Source organism: Bacillus sp. XF8 (assembly GCF_017498755.1).
Taxonomy (GTDB): domain Bacteria; phylum Bacillota; class Bacilli; order Bacillales; family Bacillaceae_G; genus Bacillus_A; species Bacillus_A bingmayongensis.
This window is the reverse complement of record NZ_JAGDQK010000040.1, coordinates 33,822-56,153: the sequence shown is the minus strand read 5'-3', so window position 1 is coordinate 56,153 and position 22,332 is coordinate 33,822. Positions and strand designations below refer to the sequence as shown.

Sequence of the window (22,332 nt, the reverse complement as noted above, 5' to 3'; positions counted from 1 at the left end):
CTCCCTCCTCAAAAGAGAATGATAATTATTTTCAGAAAAAATTATATCATATTCTTTTTATCTGGTACTATAGCTCTTTCCTACCTATTTATTAACTTTTTGAGACAATTGTATGTAAATACACACATCCATTTGTCATTCTCATCCATTTCGCTTACAATGAACTTAACAAATAAAGAATCTCGTTATCACAGGGGGAGCCTCGTTGCTGAGAGGGAACACTTCGTTCCGACCCTTAGAACCTGTTAGTTAATGCTAACGTAGGAATTGTGCGAACGTCGAAATACATATACCTCATTATTTTCTACTTACGTATTTCATATCTCCCTTTGGTAATCATTCTTTTTTGTGCAACTTGGATTTAGGGGGAATGACAACATGCGTAACACCAATTTACAAGCGATGATTGAATCTGCAATCCTTGCAGCCTTTGCCTTAATCATCGACATTTTACCACTATCGATTAAACTTCCAACAGGCGGTTCTATCTCATTTGCTATGATTCCTATTTTTATTATCGCTTACCGCTGGGGATTTAAAACGGCTTTCTTAGGAGGGCTAATTTGGGGACTACTACAAATTGTAGTCGGCGATGCATATATTTTAACGCCTGTGCAAGCGTTTATCGAGTACTTCATTGCATTTGCTTTTGTCGGCTTTGCAGGTTTATTCTATCGTCCCATTCAAAAGGCACTTGCAACATCTAGTCTTGGCAGTCGCAAAGATAAGCTTTCATCCAAAGGCAATCAAGGAAAAAAAGTTTTTGTTTATATTATCCTTGCTACATTTGTTGGTAGCTTTGCACGTTATTTCTGCCACTTTATCGCGGGTATTATTTTCTGGGGACAATATGCGCCGAAAGGTCAATCTGCAGTCCTATATTCATTAATCGTGAACGGTAGTACAATGCTTGCTTCTTTCGCATTATGTACAGTGTTACTACTTCTTTTATTTACAACTTCACCACGCTTATTCAAAAGCGTTGGTGCATATAATATGAATTCAAAAAATAAGAGCGCCTAAATGGCGCTCTTATTTTGTATAAATTAGGATTTAATCTTTATCAAAATGTCTATAAGAACGTAATCCATCTAGAAAGAACTGAAAATTTTCCGTCAAGACAGTAATGATAGGATCTTGATAATTCTCTACATTGACATGAATAACTCTCGGTTCTCCATTCTTTCCACACCTACTATAATCTAACATAACCGCATCGTGGCCAGCTGTTGAAGATTCACTAATCAAAATCCCAATGGATGGATATTCAAACTCTTCCATCTTTATATGGCATTTGAGAAGAAGGTTCTTGAGAATTCGCAGTTGTTTCAGTCAAACTCCCTTTTGATTCTATCTTCTCAAAATGCTCTATCTCTTCTATTGTTAAATCTTGCGCGGAACTTTCCCCTTATACCATTCAAAGGAATAATAAGCCCCCATAAGAATGCCAATTATCTTCAAGAAAGCAAAATTCCCTATACACACCTCTCTATTTACGGGATAAAAAAAACATTGTAGATTCCCTCTACAATGCTTTTTTTAGTGTCTCAGTATCTACATGTTACTTTCTTGTGATTTCAGAGTAGGAGAGTCCGAAGCAATAACTATTTGTCTCGACTCAGTTTTCTTTAAGTGATTAGTGACGTTACACTTACGACGTTGAACAACCCATGACTTTATAGGGTTTGTAAAAATGACTCTTCGCTCTTCATTAGGGGTCTCTTCTTTAAACTTACAACTTTCGCTCCATTTACACCATTTCATTGTAAACTTAGAAGAAGAATGATCTTGTTCTCGATCAAACAAATACGAAAAACTCATATCTCCAGCTAACGTAACTGTGTTAGTAGCCGATAATAAAGCAATGGTTGCCCAACGTCTCTCCATTCCCTTCTACTCCTTTTTCACATATAGTGCCTAAAGCTTACTTTACCTAAAATGTGCTTGCCTTTTACCTTACATATATAAGTTTATCCAAAACACTAGCATTCAACTATCGATTTGTCTTACAATTCACCTTACATTTTTGTAAGGAACGAAAAAACCTTCATTTTATAAATGAAGGTTTTAAGTCATTTCTTATCTATATATTCTTTCATATCGTCTAATCCCGTTTCATACAACTGCAACAACATTCCATGAGAGATAGCACCAAGGACTAACGTCATTCCAATAAGTGAAACTCGAATAACTGGAATATCAATTATATAAGACAACATACCAAGAACGATTGTTAATAGCAGCGCTTTTATAAATGTAATACTTGTGTACTGTTTCTTTTTCATGATTATCACCCTTCATGGAAGCGTTTTCTCGATATGACTATTATATCATATCATCAGATCTTTTGGTGGGTATTTTTGTAAAAAGACTTTCCTTTTTGAAAACAAAAACGGCCTCTGAAACAAATCAGACTCTTCTTTATTCACTCCCTTTTATATAACAAAACCTCTACTATCTAAATATGCTAGACGAAAAATAATACTCTATACTCGTTCTCTCCTTTTATTCTCACTTGGCATGGGGCAGGGAGAGGATCTGACCGCTTCTATGCATGGCCGGATGCTCTCTCCCACCTAAAAAGAAAGATTTTATTTCATTTTTTTAATTTGTATTTATATATTATGTTTATACCCGTTCACTACTTTCGACATACAAAATAAAAGAATCATATAAAAAACAACTGGAATCATAATAATTCTTGGCTCTAGCATTAATTCTCCATAGTAATAACTAATTACATTTGCCCAGTCATTTAAGTATGGAAAATATCTACTAAATTGATCATGAGCTTGCCCGGAAACAATTTTCGTTCCCCCTAAAAATAATTTAAAAAGGGCAAGATGTAACATAATTAATAATACTTGGACCATCTGCTCTCCAATTTGAAATATAATTTGTGGTTTCAATACTTTCATAATATGAGTTCGAAACACGTGCCATCTGCTTCCTCCTAATAGAAAAGAACTCTTTACATATTCTTTGTTCCAAAGTTGCTGAACTTCTTTATGAAAAAATCGTGTCATGCCTGGCACTGCTACAAAAACGAATACAAGAAATTGTATACATAGTACTTCTATATTTGTGACAATAGGTTTCGTTCGTAGCTCATAAATGATAAATGGTGTAAGAAATAAAATACAAAATAAAGTTTGCGGAAAAAATTGCAAACTAACAGTAACACGTTGTAAGAAAGAAAATCCCCACTTATCATTACGAATGAACAAGCTCATCAATAAAGAAAGGGTTACTCTAGCAAGTGCCACACAAAATGCAATTAAAATTGTATACTTAGCTCCATCTATTATTTTATAAAATAAATCTTCTCCTTCTCGATCCGTCCCAAACCAATGTGTACGGGAGTTTGAAAAAGGGGCCGCTTCAACGATTTCTCCCTTTTCATTGTATCGATATTCCACTGCCTTAGGCTCCTTCTGAAAATATGGGAGTGCAATACTCATTATTAATAATAAAATAATCGGGAATAAGAAGTACTTATAACGCTGGTTACGCATACAACTTCCTCCTTAACCAATTCAATCCTACTATTACTCCATACATAGGAACTATAAATAACAGTAACAAATAAACGATAACCGCTGGCTCTTGACCACTAATCAAAATTGAAAACAAACCTTTTATATGAAACATGTATTCAAAAACGAATAAGCTTGTTATTAATGCTAGTAATATGGATTCAATATGATTCACAACTGAAGCTACGATATTACTAACAATATGCTTACATAAAATATACAGACTACTAAAACCTTTCGCTTTCACAAACATAACATAATCTTTTTTCTGTTCCTCACCTATAAGTAGCATTTGGAATTGAAATAAAGAGATTGTAGGTATAATAGCTAAAATGAGAATTGGTAATACAACAGATGAATTGTGCATTGTAGAAAATGGATGTAATGGTAAAACCCCGGTATACCTATATATACTTACCATTAAAAGTTGAAGAAAAAAAATCAGGAAGATATCTGGAATTATTTTAAGAAAAAATACAACTTCTTCTATCACTCTCTGTACACGCCGCGGTAAAATCGCCGTAATGATACTACATAAAAAAGACGAACAAATAGAAACTATGAGCGCTCCAAATATAAGCACGAGTGAATATGCATATGGCTTAAATATAAGCGGAAACAAAGGAAATTCTCTTTCTTGCATCTTAAATATTTGCACATTGTTTGAAACAGTCGCTACTTGTGTAGCCATTTTCAGCTTTAATTCTTCTGGGTGTATCAACGCAGAGATAACATGTATACATTGTGTAAAAAAATGCTCTATATGTATCCCAATTTTCTTTCCATCTATAAATAACATCGGAAGACTTACAATCACTACAAATAGCATAATCATGATAAATAACTGAAGAATTATTGAGATTATATTTTTTAACATTCCATTCTCCTCTCAATTTCTCTAGCATAAACGGATCATGAAAACTTCAAATCGAACTTTCACTTTCACTTTCACTTTATTTTATTCTTACTTTCCTAACATAGCCCTTCATTAAATATGTATTTCTTCTTTTTGACTTTTCCCTCTCAATCCTTTACAGTCGAAATGTTCATAAGTTTTACAACATAGGAGGATCATAATGAAAATTGAAATAAAAGATACTTTAATCTCTGAAGAAGTATTACAAGCAAAAGTAAAAGAACTTGCACTGCAAATCGAGCGTGATTTTGAAGGAGAAGAAATCATTGTTATCGCTGTATTAAAAGGTTCTTTCGTCTTTGCTGCCGATTTAATTCGTCACATTAAAAATGAAGTAACAATCGACTTTATCTCTGCATCTAGCTATGGTAACCAAACTGAAACAACTGGAAAAGTAAAATTACTAAAAGATATCGATGTAAACATCACTGGTAAAAATGTAATTGTCGTAGAAGATATTATCGATTCTGGCTTAACACTTCACTTCTTAAAAGACCACTTCTTTATGCATAAGCCAAAAGCTTTAAAATTCTGTACATTACTTGATAAACCAGAGCGTCGTAAAGTTGACTTGAAAGCAGAATACGTAGGCTTCCAAATTCCAGATGAGTTTATCGTTGGCTATGGTATTGATTGCGCAGAAAAATATCGTAACTTACCATACATCGCTTCGGTTGTAACAGAGAAATAAAACCACATATAACTTCCATCAAATTCTGATGGGAGTTTATTCATATCATCCACTACTAGTAAAAAGCAAAGGGAGAGATTAGAATGATACAGACCAAATTTGAAAAAGTTCTTCTCATCATAAATCCTAAAGCGGGACAAGGCGATTTACATACAAACTTATCCAAAATCGTTCCGCCGCTTGCTGCAGCTTTTTCTGATTTACGTATTCTTCATACAAAACAGCAGGGTGATGCGACAAAGTATTGTCAGCAATTTGCAAATGAAGTCGATTTAATCGTTGTCTTTGGCGGTGATGGAACTGTCTTTGAGTGCACAAATGGCTTAGCCCCTCTTGAAATTAGACCAACACTTGCAATCATTCCAGGTGGGACGTGCAATGACTTCTCTCGTACACTCGGTGTTCCGCAAAATATTGGTGAAGCAGCAAAACTAATTGTAAAAGGTCACACGAAGCCAATTGATATTGCTAAAGCAAACGGACAACATTTCTTAAACTTTTGGGGAATTGGACTCGTTTCAGAAGTATCAAATAATATTGATGCTGATGAAAAAGCAAAACTCGGGAAAATCGGTTACTACTTAAGTACAATCCGCACTGTCAAAAATGCTGAAACCTTCCCTGTGAAAATTACGTATGATCAGGAAGTATATGAAGATGAGGCTGTCCTTGTTATGGTTGGAAACGGTGAATATCTTGGTGGCATCCCTTCCTTCATTCCAAATGTAAAGTGTGATGATGGGGCGCTTGATATCTTTGTTGTGAAGTCAACAGGCATCCAAGCATTTAAAGATTACATTGGAAAAAAACTATTTGAAGATACAAATAACAATGATATATTCCACGTCAAAGCAAAATCAATTCATATTGAAACGCGAGGAAAAAAAGAAGTGGATACAGATGGAGAAAGTTCCCTTCATACACCGTGTCAGATTGAATTATTGCCAGGACATTTTACAATGATTTATAATCCAGAACTAGTATAATAGATTCCTTGTTATACTTTGGTAAATGATAAAGTTCGCATTTTTATAAAATAAAGATTATAATTAAAAGTATAAAAGGTTGTTAACAAAAAACGTTAACAACCTTTTTATTTTTTTAGAAAAATTTTTCACTTTAGAGGAGTGATTATATGTATTGGAAAAGAAATAATAAGCCTGTCGAAGATCCAGAAGAAATCGCTGTATGGGAATGCCAATCAGAAAGCTGCCATGGATGGATGCGTAAAAACTTTTCTTTAGAAGAAGAACCAAAATGTCCTTTATGTAAAGGTGATATGAAAAGCGGGACACGACTACTACAAAAACTATAGAGATCGTGCTCCATTTCCTCTATATTCCTCAATTATGAAATCAATTGAACTACCCCCACCTTCACTTCGTTTAGAGGAGGGGGTCTTCTCGGTTAAAACAATAAAGAGAAGTTCCTCTTTCTCCTTATCTCCGCTATAACTACCTTGCCTAAATGTGAATCGAAAATAGCTTTTTTTTCATTACTTCAAGATTTAAAATCTATTCCCTATTGTTTTAATCTTACGTTTCTCTACCTATATTTACTCCCGAATCTTTCTTCCGCAGATGCAAATAAGAAATACTCAATATAACAACAACTACGCCACCAAAATATATACCATACTTCGTCGCAAGTTCTACAATCGTCTCGATATGTTTACCAAACATAGAACCAAGCATAAAATAAAGCAATGTCCACATAAATCCTGTCGTGTACGAATACAAAGCATACGTTTTAAAAGACATACAATTCATACCAACTAAATAAGGAACGATATGTCTAACGACAGGTATAAAATAGCTTGTTACTAATGCATAATGTCCGTATTTACCAATCATTTCTTTTGATTTTAAAAGGTACTTCGCCTTTTTCTTTTTCATCAATTTATCAAGTACTTTAGCGCCAAATATCTTTCCAAGTATATACCCTAAAGAGAGGCCTGACACAACGCCTAGATAAGTTAATAAAAAGGCTGGAATTACTCTTAGTATGCCCAACGATGATACAAACCCGCCACTCATCACAATCATTTCGTCTGGAACTGGCATACCTACAATCCCGAGCCATAAACAAAAGAATAAAGCCCAATAACCATACTGCTCAATATAGGATAACAATTCATGTAATTCCATTACGTGCATGCCTTTCTACAACTAAGAACATGCGCTGGAGGAAGATTTAGCCAAACCTTTTTTAATGAAATTTCCTGAAAAAAGGTGTGGATAAATGCTTTCTTTGCAAGTGAATATTGAAATGTAATGAATTCACCATCCTCACTTAATGACTCCATGACGCTGGATAAAATGCGAGATGATACTTCCCGTGGCAAAGACGTAAAGGGTAACCCCGATAAGACGTAATCAACCTTTTCTATTTGTAACTCCTTGATGTATTTCTTTATGTTTTCAGCTGATCCATGTATAACTAAAACGCTTGGATCGTCCTTAAACTGCTTCTGTAACTTTTTGAAAAAAACTTCATTAATTTCAATCAAGATAAATATTGTATGTTCTTTTTTTCTCTTTATAATCTCTCTCGTGAATGATCCTGTTCCAGGTCCTAATTCTAAAATGTACTTTGCTTCTTCAAAATTAATCGCGCCTACCATCTTTTTGGCTAATCTATTAGAACTAGGTACAATTGCCCCAGTATTCTTTGGATGCTTCACAAATTCGGTTAAGAATGTAATAAGTTGCATTTCTAACCTCTCCCATTCATTCGGTATTGTTTAATATAGCCCTAAGTATAACTATCATTTTTTAAAAAATATCATGGAAATTTCTTAAGATTTTATGAAGAAATTAAAAAAGCAGCTATTGCTCATCACAATAGCTGCCTCTTTCATTACTTCGCGCTCACAATCTTATAATAAGAACGAACTGTTAAGAAGTAATATCCAATATAAATGACGCTATACACACCAATACTCATTAATAATGGGATTAAGATTTCATATGGCATTAACGTCGATAAACCTTCTAATGCAAATAAGCTGTGGCAAATTCCAACTACTAATGGAATCGCGAAGATAAAGCTTACTTGTTTTGCAATCGCCTTTTTCATTTCTTGTTTTGTAACTCCGACTTTGCGAAGTACTACGTAGCGATCACGGTCTGCATTTGCTTCTGTTAACTGTTTGAAGTAAATGATAGAACCTGTTGCTAGTAAGAAAACTAGACCTAAGAAGAGGCCGATGAACATCATTAGCCCTGTCGCTTCCAGCATACCGTGGAAACCAGTGTAGAAATCATTAAAAGGTAGCGCAACTTCTGATTCTCCAATTGGCATCACTTTCTTTAATTTCTCTGTCAGTACTTTACTATTCTTCTCGTCTTTCACATCAATATTTTTAACGATGCGTGTGTCAGAGACTGCCTTCGCATTGTTATATACTTCATCTGGTACAACAACGAATAATTCTCCTAAGTTCGTTACATTACGCCCTTCAGCACCTTGAATCGTTAATGTTTTCGTCTCATTTCCAATTGGGAATACGGCTTTGTTCCCTTTATATACTGTACTAAATTCATGCCCTTCAATATACATACCATCAAATACGAATGCCTCGTTGGCTGCCAAAGTTACAGCATCTATATCCATGTTCTTTGCCATTTTATTAAATGCTGATTGCGATACAAGCTGATATTTCTCAGTAACTAAATAATTTGTATTCATACCCATATCTGCTTTTTCGCCTTCAAACTTCCCTTTAACAGGAACCATTTCTATTTCAAATTGGTTCGTTACAGGATGATTTCCCTTCTCTTCATCCAAAATCGCATTTACTTTATTATCAAGTGCAGCATCTTTTTTCTCGTAAGAATAGCTGTACGGCGCATAATCTCTCGTTTGTTTAAATGTGTTATAATACATCATTACAGATGTACCAACCGCTGTTAATGTAACAGCACTTAATACTGCAATTGTTGCGAGTGACTTTGCATTTCCTTTAATGCGATACAATAACTGTGATGTCGTTACCATATTCATTCCATTATAGAATGATGACTTCTTATTTCTTGCTCTTTTTAATACGAATACTGTAAAGAACATAAACAGTAAATATGTTCCAAGTACTGTTGCAAGTAGAATATAAAATGCAATCATCATAAAGTTAGCATATTGTATTGCTTTTATAAATGTCAGTGATAAAAAATACCCAGAACCGATTAAAAAGACTGAAATTAGTGCCATAATCATCGATCCTTTTGGCATCGTTTCTCCTTCACGTTCTGCACGGAAAAGTTCAATTAATTTAAAGCGATAGATTAAACGATATCCTTGAAGTGATGTATACAATATAATCACGAAGAATATTATTGCCGTATCAATAATTGCTCCCATTGGTACTTCAAAGTGAACATTTAAGTTTAGTCCCATCATGCTTACTAATAGCTCAAGGAATAACTTTGAAAGTACACTACCGATTGCAATCCCGATTACTAATGATATGAATCCCATTAGCATATTTTCATAAAATAACATTTTACCGATTTGCTTTTTACGAATTCCAAGTAGTGAATATAGTCCAACTTCTTTTTTACGTTTACGTGTAAAGAATCCATTAGAGTATATAATAAATACCGCTACGAAAATAATAAGCATCACACTTGATACTTGAAAGGCTCCACTAATTTTTTTAGAACCTTCCGCTGCTTTTTCCATCTGTGAGTTATACTCTAGCGCCTTAAATGTAAAATAAATGACGATGCTAAAGATCATAGATGCAAAATATAAAAAGTAATCCTTAAAGTTCCGCTGTATGTTGCGGAGGGCAATACTAGATAACGTCATCCATTGCACCTCCGGAAATTGCGGACATTACGTCTACTACTTGCTGGAAGAATTGTTTACGAGTTAATTTCCCGCGGTGCAATTCTTTATATAACTCTCCATCTTTAATGAAGATAACACGTTTACAATAACTTGCCGCAAATGCATCATGCGTTACCATTAAAATTGTTGAATTATCATATTCATTTAATGATTTCATACTTTCTAATAAATCTGTTGCTGATTTTGAATCAAGAGCTCCTGTTGGCTCGTCCCCAAAAATCATACTTGGATTTGTAACGATTGCACGTGATGCAGCGCAGCGCTGCTTTTGTCCACCAGATACTTGGTATGGGAATTGACTTAAAATATGATCAATGCCGAACTTCTTCGCAATCTCAAGAACGCGACGATCAATTTCACTTGCTTTCACTTTTGATAACGCAAGTGGCAATGCAATGTTCTCTTTCACCGTTAGCGTATCTAATAAGTTATAATCTTGGAAAATGAAACCTAAATGATCACGGCGGAATAATGCCAATTTATCATCATTCATTTTCACAATGTCTTTCCCATCAATTAAAATCTCACCGCTCGTTGCATTATCAATCGTAGAAAGAACATTTAAAAGAGTCGTTTTACCAGATCCAGAAGGTCCCATAATTCCAACGAACTCACCTTCTTGAACTTGTAAGTTAATCCCTTTTAACGCTTCAAATTTATTTCCACCTGTATCGTATACTTTTTTAATATCTTTCGCTTCTAATACTGTTTTCATCGCTATATCCCCCTCTTCTTCTATTCTCTATTTTTCACTATATCTCACTTCTACTCTTGCCACTATCGATGTTTCTTACACAAACATGACAGTTATGTAAGGGCACCTGGCAGAAGAAAACTAAATTTAACTTTGTGAAATAACTACTTTGTTACTATAGCACCCGGATAACATACCATCCATTCATTCTCCTTACATGAACATTACAATTCTGTAAGGTTAAAAAACACCCATCTTATAGATGAGTGTTTCGTTTCACTTTATGCTTTTTTTCGTTTCATTGTTATACAGTATAACTGTAATAATAGAAAGTATTGCAACAACTATAAAAGTAAACACCCTATAGTTTGATATCGCACTAGTACCTACTAACAAGGCAGGGATGATAGCCATAATCATACCCCCAAACATACCAAGAACAGAGCCCATACTCTGTTTTACCACTTGTGTTTCTGACACCCAGTCGTAATAAGCAAATCGATTATTAATAAAAATCCCCCATACTGCTGAAAAGAATGAATATGTGATGGGAGTTATTATGATTAATATAGAAGTCCAAATATCCGTCTTTAAACCTATCACCATAAGTATCGCGCTAATAATTGATGTAGGTATGCTCAGCGAAAGGTTCATGAGAATCTTACTGTCATAAATTATCTTAGGTGTAAGAGGCAATGATTTGATAATCCATACGTTTTTCCCCTCTAATGACAATGACACGCATGTTGTACACGTCAACGAAATCATTGCTGAAATAACAAATGGCGCAACCTTTTGTAAAATTGTTTCGATTCCAGGATACCCGATTAATTTGCTTGGTCCTACTACAACCACTGCAAGTGAGAAGATGACTGCCATGACAACTCCCATACCAATATTTATCACATATACTGTAGAAGAAAAGAAGCGCTTTCGTTCTTTTTTATATAATGCAATCAATACTTTTTCTTTCTTCATACTATCAATCTTGTAATTTGAAAGCATATGGTACGTAGAAATACCTGTATTGATTTGCTTATATTTAAGAGCGAGTATTTTTACAAAAAGATAATACCAAATAACTGATATGCCAACAAAAAGGATAAAAGCTCCCATATTAGCATCAACAATTGCTTTTTGAAAAATGTTAGCTAATGGATACACTCTAGCTAATCCCTCTGAAACAGTTGCCCCAATCCCTTCTAAATCAGTAAAACTATATTTCGTATTTCCCTGTTTGAACATAAAAAAGCCGAATATAATAATTGCGATAAAACTTAAAATGGTAGTGATTTTATTCGTATGTCTAAATTTAGAGGCGATTGCCGTAATACATGCACCAAAAACTGCCGCAATTGTTGTTGGAATTAATGAGACTGTAAACAGAGTGATGAACCACATCAAGTAGAAAGAAGCTGATGGCTTTTCATATATACAATAAACAGTTCCCATTGGTAGCATAATTATCATCGAAAAGACCGTATTTAGTATATATAAATACAAAAATCTACTAGCAATAATCGTACTTACAGAAATCGGTAAAGACATGACAAAATCATAATCCTTAAAGGCAAAAATTTCACCATTCGCCTTAAACATAGTGAAAAATAAAACTAATACACTGCTAATAACGAATGCATAAACCGGAATGATCTGTCCTATTCCAAGTTTTATCAATCCATATGCCGAACTTCCACAATACAACATCAACATAACAGCCACTAATGCAATTGATACTGAAATTAAAATTTTATTCTGCTTCTTTTTCTTATCTTCTTCATACTTAAAAGTATTGAGACCAAGCTGCGTTATGAGACGGATTTTTAAAAGAGCTAACGTATTATTCTTCATCAGCAAGCACCTTCATAAAGAGCTCTTCTAATGAATGTTCCTTTATTAAAGACTTTACTTCCCCTGAGATCGCTAGTTTCCCTTTATTTATCATCGCTATCTTATTGCATAACTTTTCTGCCACATCTAATACATGGGTAGAAAAGAAAATCGCACTGCCTGATTCGCAAAGTTCCTTCATAATATTCTTAAGTACGACGGCTGCCTTTGGATCAAGCCCAACAAAAGGCTCATCTAAAACTAATAATTTCGGATGATGCACAACTGCTGATATAATCGCTACTTTTTGTTTCATACCATGTGAATAGGAAGATATTAAATCTCCCAAATATGGTGTAATCTCAAAAGCATCTCCATATTTTTGTATCCGTTCTTCTCTGTCTTTTGCAGACACCCCAAAAACATCAGCAACAAAATTCAAATATTGAATTCCTGTTAATTGCTCATATAAATCTGGATTATCAGGAATATATGCCATTACTTTCTTACACGTAATCGGGTTCTTTTTTACTGAATGTCCATCAACAAAAATTTCACCCTCCTCGAAATCAATAACACCTACTAGTGATTTAATCGTCGTACTTTTCCCAGCGCCGTTATGTCCAATAAATCCAAAAATATCTCCTGCTTGAACGGTAAGATTCAAATGATCTACTGCTTTTTTTCCACCTTTGTATGTCTTGCTAAAATTTATGATTTCTAACATACGCTCTCCCCCAAATGATTTAGACTCGTATAGCATTGGTTCAATATATTTGACCGTTTCTTGTGTCCTATTCCTACTAATAATCAAATACCAAGATTAAACTTCTTCAAAACCCCATTTTCTTCGAATATTCAGACTCCCGAAACAAAGCTTTACGCAGTAAGACTTCATTCCTACTGCGTATGATTGATTCCAACCTGCCCTAAAGAGCGACAACTTCTAGTTATAATTGCATTTCTTTTTTATATAAGACATAAGAATATAAATTCGTCAGCACTACAGCAATTAATATCATCGCAAGCATCATATATGATCTCAAGTTAGCTGGCACAACAATACTTACAATCATGAGCAGACCTAGAGCTACAAATACTTTTCCGCTAAAGCGATGTGTCTTGCGCCATACTTCTTCATTGCTTAACGTCCAAGGATTACGCATGCCAACAAAGAAGTTTGGTTTACACTGCGGCAAATAGTTACCGATGATTAAAAATAAAATACCGACCAGTAATTCTGGTACCCGATGAAGAAATACATTATATCCAAGTCCAGTTGTAATAACAGCCATGTTTCCTATAAATAAAAGCACTAATAATGCATTGTTTATCATCATAAGCCCTTTAGGAAACTTCTTATAATTCTCTTTCTTTGGATCAACCTTTGGTACGATATTCAGGAATATATATAATCCAATCATAATCCCAACTACAGACATCATTGCAGATAATTTAGACGAAAATCCATCTGCAGTACCACCACTCCAATGCGTTGCAATTGTATCCGGCAAATATGGCCAAGAAATCGCCCACGCTACACAAGTTATAAGAATTAATATGATTGCAAAAAGATGTTTTTTCATTCCCCTACACTTCCTATACTTTTAGTATTTTCCGCCTAACCCTATTTCTTTTTTATAAATCGAATATGATTTTATCGTTGAGATGATAATGCATAATAAAATTGTTCCAATTGCACTAAACATATTGATAGGATCAGGAAATACTGCAGCAACATACATGAATATTGCCCCAATTACAAATACCTTTGAAGCAAATCGGTGCGTTTTACGCCATACTTCTGGATTTTCTAATGTCCAGTACATTCGAATTCCTACAAAACCATTTGGCTTTGTCTGCTGCATATAGTTACCTACGACAAGAAATATCGTTCCTAATCCAAAATTAAATGCTATTGAGCCTGAAACAATATATCCAGATGAAGCTAATAATGCGAAAATATTACATCCAAAAACCACAAAAAGAATAGCATGATTTGTCATAGAAAGTACTTTAGCATGCTGTTTATGATTCCCCTTCGTTAAATCGATTTTCCCTATAAATATCCATATCACATAGAACAATATCATGCTGCCTATTGAAACAAAGGTCGCTTCTACTTTAGAAAAATATCCATCTACCTCACCAGATGCATTATAATGACGTGGGATTTGCTCTGGTAAATGCGGCCAAACAATATACCAACCAATTGCAACCGCAATAATGAAAATCCACGGTAACAAATGCTTCCTCATTTCCCCTCTCCCCCTTTATTTGTAAACGTAAACACCCATGTTAATAAATCTTGAAAAACAGTAGTGTTTAAGGAATACACAACGAATTGTCCCCTTTTTTCATCTTGAATAAGTTCAGCGTTTTTAAGCGCACTTAAATGATGCGAAATACTTGGCTTTGTCATATTAAAATGTTCGGCAATTTCACCAGCTGTTAAATCGCCTTCTTTTAATAAATCTAAAATTTTTCGCCTTGTTGGGTCTGCTAATGCTTTAAATGCTTGGTTCAATGTCTTTCTTCCTTTCACTAATTAGACATTTAGATATTTATCTAAATGTTAAAATAAAAACTACAAATTGTCAATTATATCCACTGCCCTTTTTACTTTTCCTACTTTTGACCTATACTGTTTACTAGCTCTCATTTCAAGGTAAAGTGAAACTTTAATCAGTGGGGATTTTTTCATCCCCACTGATTATTAGCCCTCACCAATCGGGCTTTTACGGGCAGTTTATCTCCATCCTAACTTCTTCGCTTTTGCTGAGCTTTAAGGCGGAAGTATTACTGCCCGTTAAAGCGGGGTAATGAAAAGACAGGAAACACATGGTACACTATAGCTACAATTGTTTTTTAGGAGGAATATATATGTATAAAATTTTAATCGTTGAAGACGATCCAAATATCTCTTCTTTACTACAGTCTCATATTCAAAAATACGGTTACGATGCAGTTGTTGCGGAGAACTTTGATGATATTATGGAATCATTTAACGATGTGAAGCCACATCTTGTTCTACTCGATGTGAACTTACCGAAATTCGATGGTTTCTACTGGTGCCGTCAAATTCGTCATGAATCTACTTGTCCAATTATTTTCATTTCTGCTCGCGCAGGTGAAATGGAACAAATTATGGCAATTGAGAGCGGTGCAGATGATTACATTACAAAACCATTCCACTATGATGTTGTAATGGCGAAAATTAAAGGGCAATTACGCCGTATTTACGGTGACTATGCACCAAATATTTCAGAACGAATTGTGGAAGTAGAAGGGTTAAAATTATTCCCTGAACGACCAGAAATCCATTTTGGAACTGAGCAAGTTCTTTTAACAAAGAAAGAAGCAATCTTGGCAGAAATGCTGTTATCAAAATTCCCACGTACAGCAAGCCGTGAAGATTTATTAGCAGCACTTTGGGACGATGAAAGCTTCGTTGAAGAAAACACATTAAACGTAAACATTACACGTCTTCGTAAGAAATTTAATGAGCTAGGTATTGAAAATGCAATTGAAACAGTACGCGGATTAGGGTATCGTTTGAATGCAACTTGGAGTGAATAAGAATGAAGTTATTTTTGCGTGATCATTTTGCATTTTTTCTATTATATGCACTAAACTTCGGTATCATTTTTATTCTTTATGATGCAGTAGATGGCTTCCAAAACAACAAGTTTTACTTCATTGTGTTAAGTCTATATTTATTTATTTGCTTCCTTGCTTATCGTTATGTTCGTAATCGCAGAATGTATCACAGATTAAGTGAGCCACCAGAAAAAATGGAAGATGCATTTATTGAAAGAGCAGCCGCACCAATGCCACACGGCGTAAATGAGCTTGTTCGTACGCAATATCGCCTATTCCAAAAAGAACTACAAACATATGAAGTAAAACAACAAGAGCATCAATTGTTTATTAATCACTGGGTGCACCAAATGAAAACCCCGGTTTCTGTTATGCAGCTAATGGTACTAGAAATGGAAGACGAGCATCTCATCCCTAAGTTTAAGAAAGAGCTAGAAAGATTAAACCAAGGACTGGATATGGCTTTATATATGGCAAGATTAAATAACTTCCATGAAGACTTCCATGTAGAAACACTTTCACTGAAAGATGCTGTAACGAAAAATATTAATGGCTTAAAGGAACTCTTTATTCGTAATGGGGTCTTCCCTGTTCTAGAAGTCCATTCCGATCTTAAGGTCGCTTCTGATGCGAAGTGGTTAAAATTTATTATTTATCAATTAATGACCAATGCTGTTCGTTATTCTGGCGAACGTGGTAAGAAAGTCTTCTTGTCTGCTTATCGAAACGGCAAAGACATTATTCTAGAAGTTCGTGATGAAGGTGTTGGTATCCCGCAGGAAGATGTGCGAAGAGTATTTGAACCATTTTACACTGGGAAAAATGGACGCACTTTTGGAGAATCAACTGGTATGGGGCTTTATATTGTAAGTAAAATTTGTACTTATTTAGGACATTCCGTAAAGTTAGACTCTGAAGTTGGAAAAGGAACGAGTGTTAAAATCATCTTCCATAATGCTGCCAATAACCAAGCAGATGAATTAGGGAAGGTGACAAACGAATGAAAATTACATATTTCAGTAAAATGTATGAGAACTCACTCTCATACATTTTTTACAACACGGCAGAGCCTATATCTTCGATTTGGAGGTATACATCATGACATTTTGGCAATTTGCATTTAAAAATGTAACTCGAAACTCTCGGGCTTATTTCGCCTACTTTGTAAGCAGTGCGTTTTCCATTGCGATTTTCTTTTCGTTTGCGGTGTATTTATTTCATCCTCGATTACAAAATTCTAGTACAATTGATGCAATTTCAGGGTTAATGATCGCTTCGGAAGTAGTCATTGTGTTTTTCTCTTTTTTCTTCTTGCTTTATTCTATCGGCACCTTCTTAAAGGTTCGAAAAAAACAATTTGGAATTTTAACCGTTTTAGGAATATCAAGAAAGCAATTGAAGCGCCTTGTTTTCATGGAAAATATGTTAATTGGAGTATTATCCATTTTCTTTGGTATTCAGTTCGGCCTTGTATTTTCACAATTTTTCTTATTGATAACAGCGAAAATTACATTTGCTCCCGGACTATATTTATATTGGCCAAAAGGAGCTATCATTTTAACGGCGACAATCTTTTTGGGACTCTTTATCGTTGTATCAGCTTTCACTCCTATGCTTATTCGAACAAGAAAAGCAGTACGTCTTCTAAAAGAAGGGAATGTAAAACAAAAGGACCGAAAGCCGTCTATCCTGATTTCTCTATTCGGTGCTATATGTTTGCTATCTGGATATGTACTAGCTGGAAACCCAAAATATTTTATATCTCTCGGTACTGAAATAGGAGCTATATACTTATTTTCTAGTATTTTTGTTATTCCGTCACTAGTTGCGATTGGAACTTATCTTTTCTTTTCTCAAATTAGTTTCCTGCTCATTCGCATATTGAAAAGACGAAGAACATTTTATATGAAACGTATTAATATGCTGTGGATTTCAGATTTAGCAAGCCGCATTCGAACAAATGTTAATATGCTTTTTATTGTTGCAATGCTATCTACACTTGCATTTACGATGATTACATTCATCTATGGATTTGGGAAGTTTATGAAGTTTGATGTAGCAAATAATACCCCCTTTCCGTTTACCTATCTTTCATACGATGCCAATCCATTTGCTTCACAGCATATGGACTGGTTAGAAAAACGACTTAGCGAAGAGCAATTTACCTATAAAAAGGTCAAAACAGACTTATATGCAGTTTCATTACAAAAAAATGAAACTAACCCCTATGAAAGAGAAGCATTTGTATTAAAAGAAAGTGACTATAATAAACTTGCGACTGCTTTACATCTCAAGCACCTTTTTGTAAAAGAGAATGAAACATACATACTACCTGGATACGGATATCAAAACATATTGAGTCCAATGCAAGAAGAGCTCAAACAAAAAAACATTACACTTTCTCAAACCTCCACTACATTCCAAGTAAAAGGTTATGAGAATTTTAGCGTAATACCAACTGGATTGGCGTCACAGTTACTAGTTTTATCTGATGATACTGTACATACCTTATCGAATAACATGAAACATATGACACTGTATAACTTTCAAGTAAAAGATTGGGAAAAAACACATGTAATCGCTACAGAATATCTTGATAAATTGAGAAAAGATCGAAAAAGCATCGTATCTGATGAACCTTTATATATTATGCGGGAAGCGAGTTATACGCTATACGAAATTAAATCAGGTGCCGCTTCATTCTTCTTAATTGGAACATTCCTTGGCGTCATTTTCTTCATTGGAGCTGGAAGTGTCCTTTATTTCCGCATGTATACGGATTTAACAAATGAACAAGAAAAGTATATTACCATTACGAAAATTGGGTTAACGGAATCTGAGATGAAGCGCTCAGCAACCATCCAGCTTGCGATTTTATTCTTTGTTCCATATATTATGGCTTCCATCCATACAATGTTTGCTACAAAGATGTTACAAGAAATCATAGACCTTTCATTATTTGCTGAGATTACAGTGGTTCTTACGATTTTTGGAACAGTTGAGATTCTCTTTTTCCTGTTAATTCGTTCCCTATATATGCAAAAACTATCACGGCATATTAAGCTTTAAGAAATAGAAAGGTGAGTTTTTATGGAAGAAGTATTACACATTAAAAATGTCTCCAAAGTGTATGAGGGCAAAGTCCCTCATACCGCTTTAAAAAATATTAATTTACATGTGGATAAAGGTGAATTTGTCGCAATTATGGGACCTTCTGGGAGCGGTAAATCTACTTTTTTAAATGTAATTTCAACAATTGATTCCCCTACTGCTGGGGAGGTTTTTATTAACGGAAAACAGCCGCACACATTCCGCAGAGAAAAATTAGCGGTTTTCCGCCGCCAAGAATTAGGATTTGTCTTTCAAAACTTTAATCTACTAGATACATTAACAATTGGTGAGAATATTGTACTCCCATTAACGTTAGATAATGTTCCGTTAAAAGAAATGGATAAGAGATTAGATAGGATTTCAAAGAAACTTGGGATTGATCACATTTTAGATAAGCGGATTTTTGAAGTTTCTGGTGGACAAGCGCAGCGTACTGCAGTTGCTCGTGCTGTTATTCATAATCCATCACTCCTGCTTGCCGATGAGCCTACAGGAAATTTAGATTCTAAAGCAGCAATCGATGTAATGGAACTTTTTACAAAATTAAATAAAGAAGAGCAAGCTACCATTTTAATGGTGACACATGATCCATTTGCAGCTAGTTACTGCAACCGCGTAATTTTTATTAAAGATGGTGAGCTATACAATGAATTACACCGAGGTTTATATCGTGAAAAGTTTTATCAAGAAATATTAGATGTACTGGCGTTACTGGGAGGAAGACGCGGATGACATTTTGGCAGTTTGCATTTAAAAATGTCTCTCGTAATTCAAAAGCATACTTTGCCTATTTTGTAAGCAGTGTATTTTCAATTACGGTTTTCTTTTCATTTACTGTGTATTCGTATCACCCACGTTTACAAGACTTACAAGAACGAGGACCACTTATGAATCTCATTGGGATGGCACAATTTGTCATCATCATGTTTTCGTTCTTTTTTCTCCTTTATTCTATAGGAGCATTTTTAAAAGTACGCAAAAAGCAATTCGGCATTTTGACCATTCTTGGCATTTCAAAGAAACAATTAAAACGACTTGTGTTTCTGGAAAATATGATGATTGGACTATTAGCAATTTTTGCAGGTATTCAAATTGGCCTTATGTTTTCTAACTTTTTTCTACTAGTTACTTCTAAATTAACAGGGGTAAAAGGGCTTTATTTATATTGGCCAACAAAAGCAATTATCATAACGACCATAACATTTATCATTTTATTTTTGATTGTTTCTACTTTCACACCCATATTAATTCGCACGCGTAAAACAATACGCTTAATAAAAGACGACGGTCAACCAAAAAAAGAGAGACGCCCTTCTATTCTCATTTCTCTTTTTGGAGTGGCTTGTTTAGTAGGGTGCTATTATATCGCTGGTGTTCCAGAAAGTTATGTATCAGAGAAAACAATTCGAAGCGGATTTTCCATTGTTCCACCATTATCTATCATTCCACTTGTAACAATTGGAACCTATTTACTATTTTCACAAACACTTTTTCTTTTCATTTGGTTATTAAAAAAGAGACGCCGTTTTTATATGAAAAAAATTAATATGCTTTGGATCTCAGATTTAGCAACACGTACACGTGGTAATATTAATATGCTTTTTATCGTTACTATGCTATCTGCGCTTACATTCACGATTATCACATTACTTTTTGCAATCAATAATTACACAAAAGCAGCAATTGTAGTAGATTATCCCTTTCCTTTCACGTATATATCTGATGAGAAAAATCCTTTTGAAAAAAAGCATACGGATACAATCGAAAGAGAGTTAACAAATCACGAATTTCAGTATAAAAAACACAAATTCACCGTATTAAACGATCGAGCTTTTAATACTGATATTGCCATTATGAAAGAAAGTGATTATAACCAACTTTCTACACTATTAAACAGACTTACCATTCAACTGAGTGAATCCGAAACCTATATTGTTTCGAGGTATTCAAAAGCTACAGGAAGTTTAATCATGCACCCTTTTGAACAACGAGAAAATATTACGATTGAATCTAACAAAAAAACATTTCATATAAAAGGCTTTTCTGAACAAGCAATTCAGCCAAAGTATGCTCTTCCTTATATTCTGGTTATGCAAGATCATGTAGTCGAAACGATGATTCCTCATATCGAAACGATGACAATTTATAATTATATAGTGGAAAACTGGGAACAGGCCCTTTTACCAACTACAAATGCTTTAAAAGTCATAAACAAAGATAGTGACAATATTTCTAAAGCTGAAGAACAAAATAAGAACACACAAACGCACATCCCATTCTCTATTTTTACGGCTAGTGACGAACTGTATTATAGTAAACAAAATAATGTTTCTGGTTTCTTTATCGGTACATTTCTTGGGGTTATCATCTTTATGGGGGCAGCTAGTGTTCTATATTTCCGAATGTATAACGATTTAACAAGGGAAGAACAGAAATATATTACCATTACGAAAATTGGATTAACAGAAAACGAGATGTTTCATTCGGCAACCATTCAATTGGCAATTCTATTTTTTGTACCTTATATCGTTGCTGCTATGCATACGATATTCGCCATTCAATTTTTACAATTTATATACTCATTTTCATTATTAAAAGAATTACTATTCGTATTAACTCTATTTGGGATTGTAGAGATTATTTTCTTTTTCCTAATCCGTTCCTTTTACATAAATAAATTATCACAACGCCTTAAATTTTGAATAAAATAGCCTTGTGCGCATGCACAAGGCTATTTCAATAGTTTGTAACTGTTAGCAACAATAACCGCCAAAACCGCCACCAAAACCGCCGCCAAAACCACAGTGACCTCCACCGAAACCGCCGAAGCAGCTAGCACCGATGATGATCAACAAAATAAACAACACAATTAGAAGCGCGAAGCCGCCGCCAAAGCCATGACAACGATCACGGTCATGACAACGGTCACGGTCATGGTCATGACCTTTATGTCTATGATCGAAACTTTCACTCATTGCTCTATTCCTCCTTTAGTGTCATTCGTAACAAGAAATTCTATCTTGTTCTAAATGAGGGGATTCCATTTATATTATGTCTATAGGGCAAATCGGAAGCTTGTATTTCCAAAAAACGGGCTCAGTTC

The 22,332-nt window shown here is 34.6% G+C and carries 24 protein-coding genes, 1 pseudogene and 1 riboswitch; of the genes and pseudogenes, 9 read left to right on the top strand and 16 right to left on the bottom strand.

The annotated features are described in order from the left end of the window. Positions 1 to 183: 183 nt before the first annotated feature. Positions 184 to 285, top strand: a riboswitch (TPP riboswitch). 93 nt (positions 286 to 378) lie between these two features. Further along, entirely contained in the window at positions 379 to 1,023 is a 645-nt protein-coding gene (thiT, locus tag J4P91_RS22725) for an energy-coupled thiamine transporter ThiT (protein ID WP_207995922.1), read from the top strand. A gap of 30 nt (positions 1,024 to 1,053) precedes the next feature. Here the strand turns inward: thiT and J4P91_RS22720 are convergent, their stop codons facing one another. The 6 genes and pseudogenes from J4P91_RS22720 to J4P91_RS22700 all read right to left on the bottom strand — a co-directional run bounded on the left by J4P91_RS22720 (position 1,054) and on the right by J4P91_RS22700 (position 4,413). Then, on the bottom strand, positions 1,054 to 1,281 hold the full coding sequence (locus tag J4P91_RS22720) for a hypothetical protein (RefSeq protein ID WP_243763968.1): 228 nt from the start codon (positions 1,279 to 1,281) through the stop codon (positions 1,054 to 1,056). Then, a pseudogene (locus J4P91_RS29065) lies at positions 1,277 to 1,440 on the bottom strand (class D sortase); the annotation flags it as partial. The pseudogene J4P91_RS29065 and the gene J4P91_RS22720, both read right to left, overlap by 5 nt. 114 nt (positions 1,441 to 1,554) lie before the next feature. Continuing rightward, on the bottom strand, positions 1,555 to 1,887 hold the full coding sequence (locus J4P91_RS22715) for a hypothetical protein (protein ID WP_017153707.1): 333 nt from the start codon (positions 1,885 to 1,887) through the stop codon (positions 1,555 to 1,557). 185 nt (positions 1,888 to 2,072) lie between these two features. Continuing rightward, complete coding sequence (locus J4P91_RS22710) at positions 2,073 to 2,285, bottom strand: hypothetical protein (RefSeq protein WP_207995921.1); 213 nt, start codon at positions 2,283 to 2,285, stop codon at positions 2,073 to 2,075. Positions 2,286 to 2,615: 330 nt separating this feature from the next. Beyond that, positions 2,616 to 3,515, bottom strand: coding sequence for an ABC transporter permease subunit (locus tag J4P91_RS22705; protein WP_017153705.1), 900 nt, complete (start codon positions 3,513 to 3,515; stop codon positions 2,616 to 2,618). Further along, positions 3,508 to 4,413, bottom strand: a complete 906-nt coding sequence (locus J4P91_RS22700) for an ABC transporter permease subunit (RefSeq protein WP_017153704.1) — start codon at positions 4,411 to 4,413, stop codon at positions 3,508 to 3,510. Before J4P91_RS22700 ends, J4P91_RS22705 begins: the two co-directional genes overlap by 8 nt. A gap of 199 nt (positions 4,414 to 4,612) precedes the next feature. On the opposite strand from J4P91_RS22700, the gene hpt reads away from it, so the two are divergent. From hpt to J4P91_RS22685, 3 genes are all read left to right on the top strand, one after another. Then, positions 4,613 to 5,143, top strand: coding sequence for a hypoxanthine phosphoribosyltransferase (gene hpt, locus J4P91_RS22695; protein ID WP_017153703.1), 531 nt, complete (start codon positions 4,613 to 4,615; stop codon positions 5,141 to 5,143). An 83-nt stretch (positions 5,144 to 5,226) separates the two neighbouring features. Beyond that, positions 5,227 to 6,129 (top strand): diacylglycerol/lipid kinase family protein, encoded by a 903-nt coding sequence (locus J4P91_RS22690; RefSeq protein ID WP_207995920.1) that lies wholly within the window; start codon positions 5,227 to 5,229, stop codon positions 6,127 to 6,129. Between the two features lie 149 nt (positions 6,130 to 6,278). After that, positions 6,279 to 6,458 (top strand): cold-shock protein, encoded by a 180-nt coding sequence (locus tag J4P91_RS22685; RefSeq protein WP_017153701.1) that lies wholly within the window; start codon positions 6,279 to 6,281, stop codon positions 6,456 to 6,458. A 220-nt stretch (positions 6,459 to 6,678) separates the two neighbouring features. On the opposite strand, the gene J4P91_RS22680 is transcribed toward J4P91_RS22685, so the two are convergent. The 9 genes from J4P91_RS22680 to J4P91_RS22640 all read right to left on the bottom strand — a co-directional run bounded on the left by J4P91_RS22680 (position 6,679) and on the right by J4P91_RS22640 (position 15,045). Next, positions 6,679 to 7,290, bottom strand: a complete 612-nt coding sequence (locus J4P91_RS22680) for a DedA family protein (RefSeq protein ID WP_017153699.1) — start codon at positions 7,288 to 7,290, stop codon at positions 6,679 to 6,681. Continuing rightward, on the bottom strand, positions 7,290 to 7,856 hold the full coding sequence (locus J4P91_RS22675; protein WP_207995919.1) for a class I SAM-dependent methyltransferase: 567 nt from the start codon (positions 7,854 to 7,856) through the stop codon (positions 7,290 to 7,292). Before J4P91_RS22675 ends, J4P91_RS22680 begins: the two co-directional genes overlap by 1 nt. 146 nt (positions 7,857 to 8,002) lie before the next feature. Further along, the gene (locus J4P91_RS22670; RefSeq protein ID WP_207995918.1) at positions 8,003 to 9,952 is read right to left on the bottom strand and encodes an ABC transporter permease; all 1,950 of its coding nucleotides are present in this window, start codon (positions 9,950 to 9,952) and stop codon (positions 8,003 to 8,005) included. Then, positions 9,939 to 10,709: an ABC transporter ATP-binding protein gene (locus tag J4P91_RS22665; RefSeq protein ID WP_207995917.1), complete on the bottom strand. Its 771-nt coding sequence runs from the start codon at positions 10,707 to 10,709 to the stop codon at positions 9,939 to 9,941. Before J4P91_RS22665 ends, J4P91_RS22670 begins: the two co-directional genes overlap by 14 nt. Positions 10,710 to 10,964: 255 nt before the next feature. Continuing rightward, a complete protein-coding gene (locus J4P91_RS22660; RefSeq protein ID WP_017153695.1) occupies positions 10,965 to 12,539 on the bottom strand; it encodes a putative ABC transporter permease subunit in 1,575 nt (524 codons plus the stop codon). Next, the gene (locus J4P91_RS22655) at positions 12,529 to 13,245 is read right to left on the bottom strand and encodes an ABC transporter ATP-binding protein (RefSeq protein WP_017153694.1); all 717 of its coding nucleotides are present in this window, start codon (positions 13,243 to 13,245) and stop codon (positions 12,529 to 12,531) included. The genes J4P91_RS22660 and J4P91_RS22655 overlap by 11 nt, the downstream gene beginning before the upstream one ends. Positions 13,246 to 13,468: 223 nt before the next feature. Continuing rightward, complete coding sequence (locus tag J4P91_RS22650) at positions 13,469 to 14,104, bottom strand: SdpI family protein (RefSeq protein WP_017153693.1); 636 nt, start codon at positions 14,102 to 14,104, stop codon at positions 13,469 to 13,471. Positions 14,105 to 14,125: 21 nt separating this feature from the next. Next, entirely contained in the window at positions 14,126 to 14,776 is a 651-nt protein-coding gene (locus J4P91_RS22645) for an SdpI family protein (protein ID WP_017153692.1), read from the bottom strand. Further along, positions 14,773 to 15,045: an autorepressor SdpR family transcription factor gene (locus tag J4P91_RS22640; protein WP_016116817.1), complete on the bottom strand. Its 273-nt coding sequence runs from the start codon at positions 15,043 to 15,045 to the stop codon at positions 14,773 to 14,775. The genes J4P91_RS22645 and J4P91_RS22640 overlap by 4 nt, the downstream gene beginning before the upstream one ends. Before the next feature lie 356 nt (positions 15,046 to 15,401). Here J4P91_RS22640 and J4P91_RS22635 point away from each other — a divergent pair, with 356 nt between their 5' ends. The 5 genes from J4P91_RS22635 (at position 15,402) to J4P91_RS22615 (ending at position 21,931) form a co-directional block, all read left to right on the top strand. After that, complete coding sequence (locus J4P91_RS22635; RefSeq protein WP_207995916.1) at positions 15,402 to 16,097, top strand: response regulator transcription factor; 696 nt, start codon at positions 15,402 to 15,404, stop codon at positions 16,095 to 16,097. 2 nt (positions 16,098 to 16,099) lie between these two features. After that, positions 16,100 to 17,122: a sensor histidine kinase gene (locus J4P91_RS22630; RefSeq protein WP_017153689.1), complete on the top strand. Its 1,023-nt coding sequence runs from the start codon at positions 16,100 to 16,102 to the stop codon at positions 17,120 to 17,122. A gap of 94 nt (positions 17,123 to 17,216) precedes the next feature. Continuing rightward, positions 17,217 to 19,187 (top strand): ABC transporter permease, encoded by a 1,971-nt coding sequence (locus tag J4P91_RS22625; protein ID WP_207995915.1) that lies wholly within the window; start codon positions 17,217 to 17,219, stop codon positions 19,185 to 19,187. A gap of 21 nt (positions 19,188 to 19,208) precedes the next feature. After that, complete coding sequence (locus J4P91_RS22620) at positions 19,209 to 19,961, top strand: ABC transporter ATP-binding protein (RefSeq protein WP_207995914.1); 753 nt, start codon at positions 19,209 to 19,211, stop codon at positions 19,959 to 19,961. Next, positions 19,958 to 21,931 (top strand): FtsX-like permease family protein, encoded by a 1,974-nt coding sequence (locus J4P91_RS22615; protein WP_207995913.1) that lies wholly within the window; start codon positions 19,958 to 19,960, stop codon positions 21,929 to 21,931. The genes J4P91_RS22620 and J4P91_RS22615 overlap by 4 nt, the downstream gene beginning before the upstream one ends. Before the next feature lie 51 nt (positions 21,932 to 21,982). On the opposite strand, the gene J4P91_RS22610 is transcribed toward J4P91_RS22615, so the two are convergent. Then, positions 21,983 to 22,204, bottom strand: a complete 222-nt coding sequence (locus J4P91_RS22610) for a YjcZ family sporulation protein (RefSeq protein WP_207995912.1) — start codon at positions 22,202 to 22,204, stop codon at positions 21,983 to 21,985. Positions 22,205 to 22,332 lie beyond the last annotated feature (128 nt).

Excerpts from the sequence above, each read along its gene's own strand:
- J4P91_RS22685 (WP_017153701.1), top strand. The coding sequence starts at position 6,279 with ATGTATTGGAAAAGAAATAATAAGCCTGTCGAAGATCCAGAAGAAATC.
- J4P91_RS22660 (WP_017153695.1), bottom strand. The coding sequence starts at position 12,539 with ATGAAGAATAATACGTTAGCTCTTTTAAAAATCCGTCTCATAACGCAG.
- J4P91_RS22720 (WP_243763968.1), bottom strand. The coding sequence starts at position 1,281 with ATGGAAGAGTTTGAATATCCATCCATTGGGATTTTGATTAGTGAATCT.
- J4P91_RS22710 (WP_207995921.1), bottom strand. The coding sequence starts at position 2,285 with ATGAAAAAGAAACAGTACACAAGTATTACATTTATAAAAGCGCTGCTA.
- J4P91_RS22715 (WP_017153707.1), bottom strand. The coding sequence starts at position 1,887 with ATGGAGAGACGTTGGGCAACCATTGCTTTATTATCGGCTACTAACACA.
- J4P91_RS22615 (WP_207995913.1), top strand. The coding sequence starts at position 19,958 with ATGACATTTTGGCAGTTTGCATTTAAAAATGTCTCTCGTAATTCAAAA.
- J4P91_RS22705 (WP_017153705.1), bottom strand. The coding sequence starts at position 3,515 with ATGCGTAACCAGCGTTATAAGTACTTCTTATTCCCGATTATTTTATTA.
- J4P91_RS22650 (WP_017153693.1), bottom strand. The coding sequence starts at position 14,104 with ATGAAAAAACATCTTTTTGCAATCATATTAATTCTTATAACTTGTGTA.
- J4P91_RS22680 (WP_017153699.1), bottom strand. The coding sequence starts at position 7,290 with ATGGAATTACATGAATTGTTATCCTATATTGAGCAGTATGGTTATTGG.
- J4P91_RS22625 (WP_207995915.1), top strand. The coding sequence starts at position 17,217 with ATGACATTTTGGCAATTTGCATTTAAAAATGTAACTCGAAACTCTCGG.
- J4P91_RS22665 (WP_207995917.1), bottom strand. The coding sequence starts at position 10,709 with ATGAAAACAGTATTAGAAGCGAAAGATATTAAAAAAGTATACGATACA.
- J4P91_RS22670 (WP_207995918.1), bottom strand. The coding sequence starts at position 9,952 with ATGACGTTATCTAGTATTGCCCTCCGCAACATACAGCGGAACTTTAAG.
- J4P91_RS22645 (WP_017153692.1), bottom strand. The coding sequence starts at position 14,776 with ATGAGGAAGCATTTGTTACCGTGGATTTTCATTATTGCGGTTGCAATT.
- thiT (WP_207995922.1), top strand. The coding sequence starts at position 379 with ATGCGTAACACCAATTTACAAGCGATGATTGAATCTGCAATCCTTGCA.
- J4P91_RS22700 (WP_017153704.1), bottom strand. The coding sequence starts at position 4,413 with ATGTTAAAAAATATAATCTCAATAATTCTTCAGTTATTTATCATGATT.
- J4P91_RS22635 (WP_207995916.1), top strand. The coding sequence starts at position 15,402 with ATGTATAAAATTTTAATCGTTGAAGACGATCCAAATATCTCTTCTTTA.
- J4P91_RS22655 (WP_017153694.1), bottom strand. The coding sequence starts at position 13,245 with ATGTTAGAAATCATAAATTTTAGCAAGACATACAAAGGTGGAAAAAAA.
- hpt (WP_017153703.1), top strand. The coding sequence starts at position 4,613 with ATGAAAATTGAAATAAAAGATACTTTAATCTCTGAAGAAGTATTACAA.
- J4P91_RS22630 (WP_017153689.1), top strand. The coding sequence starts at position 16,100 with ATGAAGTTATTTTTGCGTGATCATTTTGCATTTTTTCTATTATATGCA.
- J4P91_RS22690 (WP_207995920.1), top strand. The coding sequence starts at position 5,227 with ATGATACAGACCAAATTTGAAAAAGTTCTTCTCATCATAAATCCTAAA.
- J4P91_RS22620 (WP_207995914.1), top strand. The coding sequence starts at position 19,209 with ATGGAAGAAGTATTACACATTAAAAATGTCTCCAAAGTGTATGAGGGC.
- J4P91_RS22610 (WP_207995912.1), bottom strand. The coding sequence starts at position 22,204 with ATGAGTGAAAGTTTCGATCATAGACATAAAGGTCATGACCATGACCGT.
- J4P91_RS22675 (WP_207995919.1), bottom strand. The coding sequence starts at position 7,856 with ATGCAACTTATTACATTCTTAACCGAATTTGTGAAGCATCCAAAGAAT.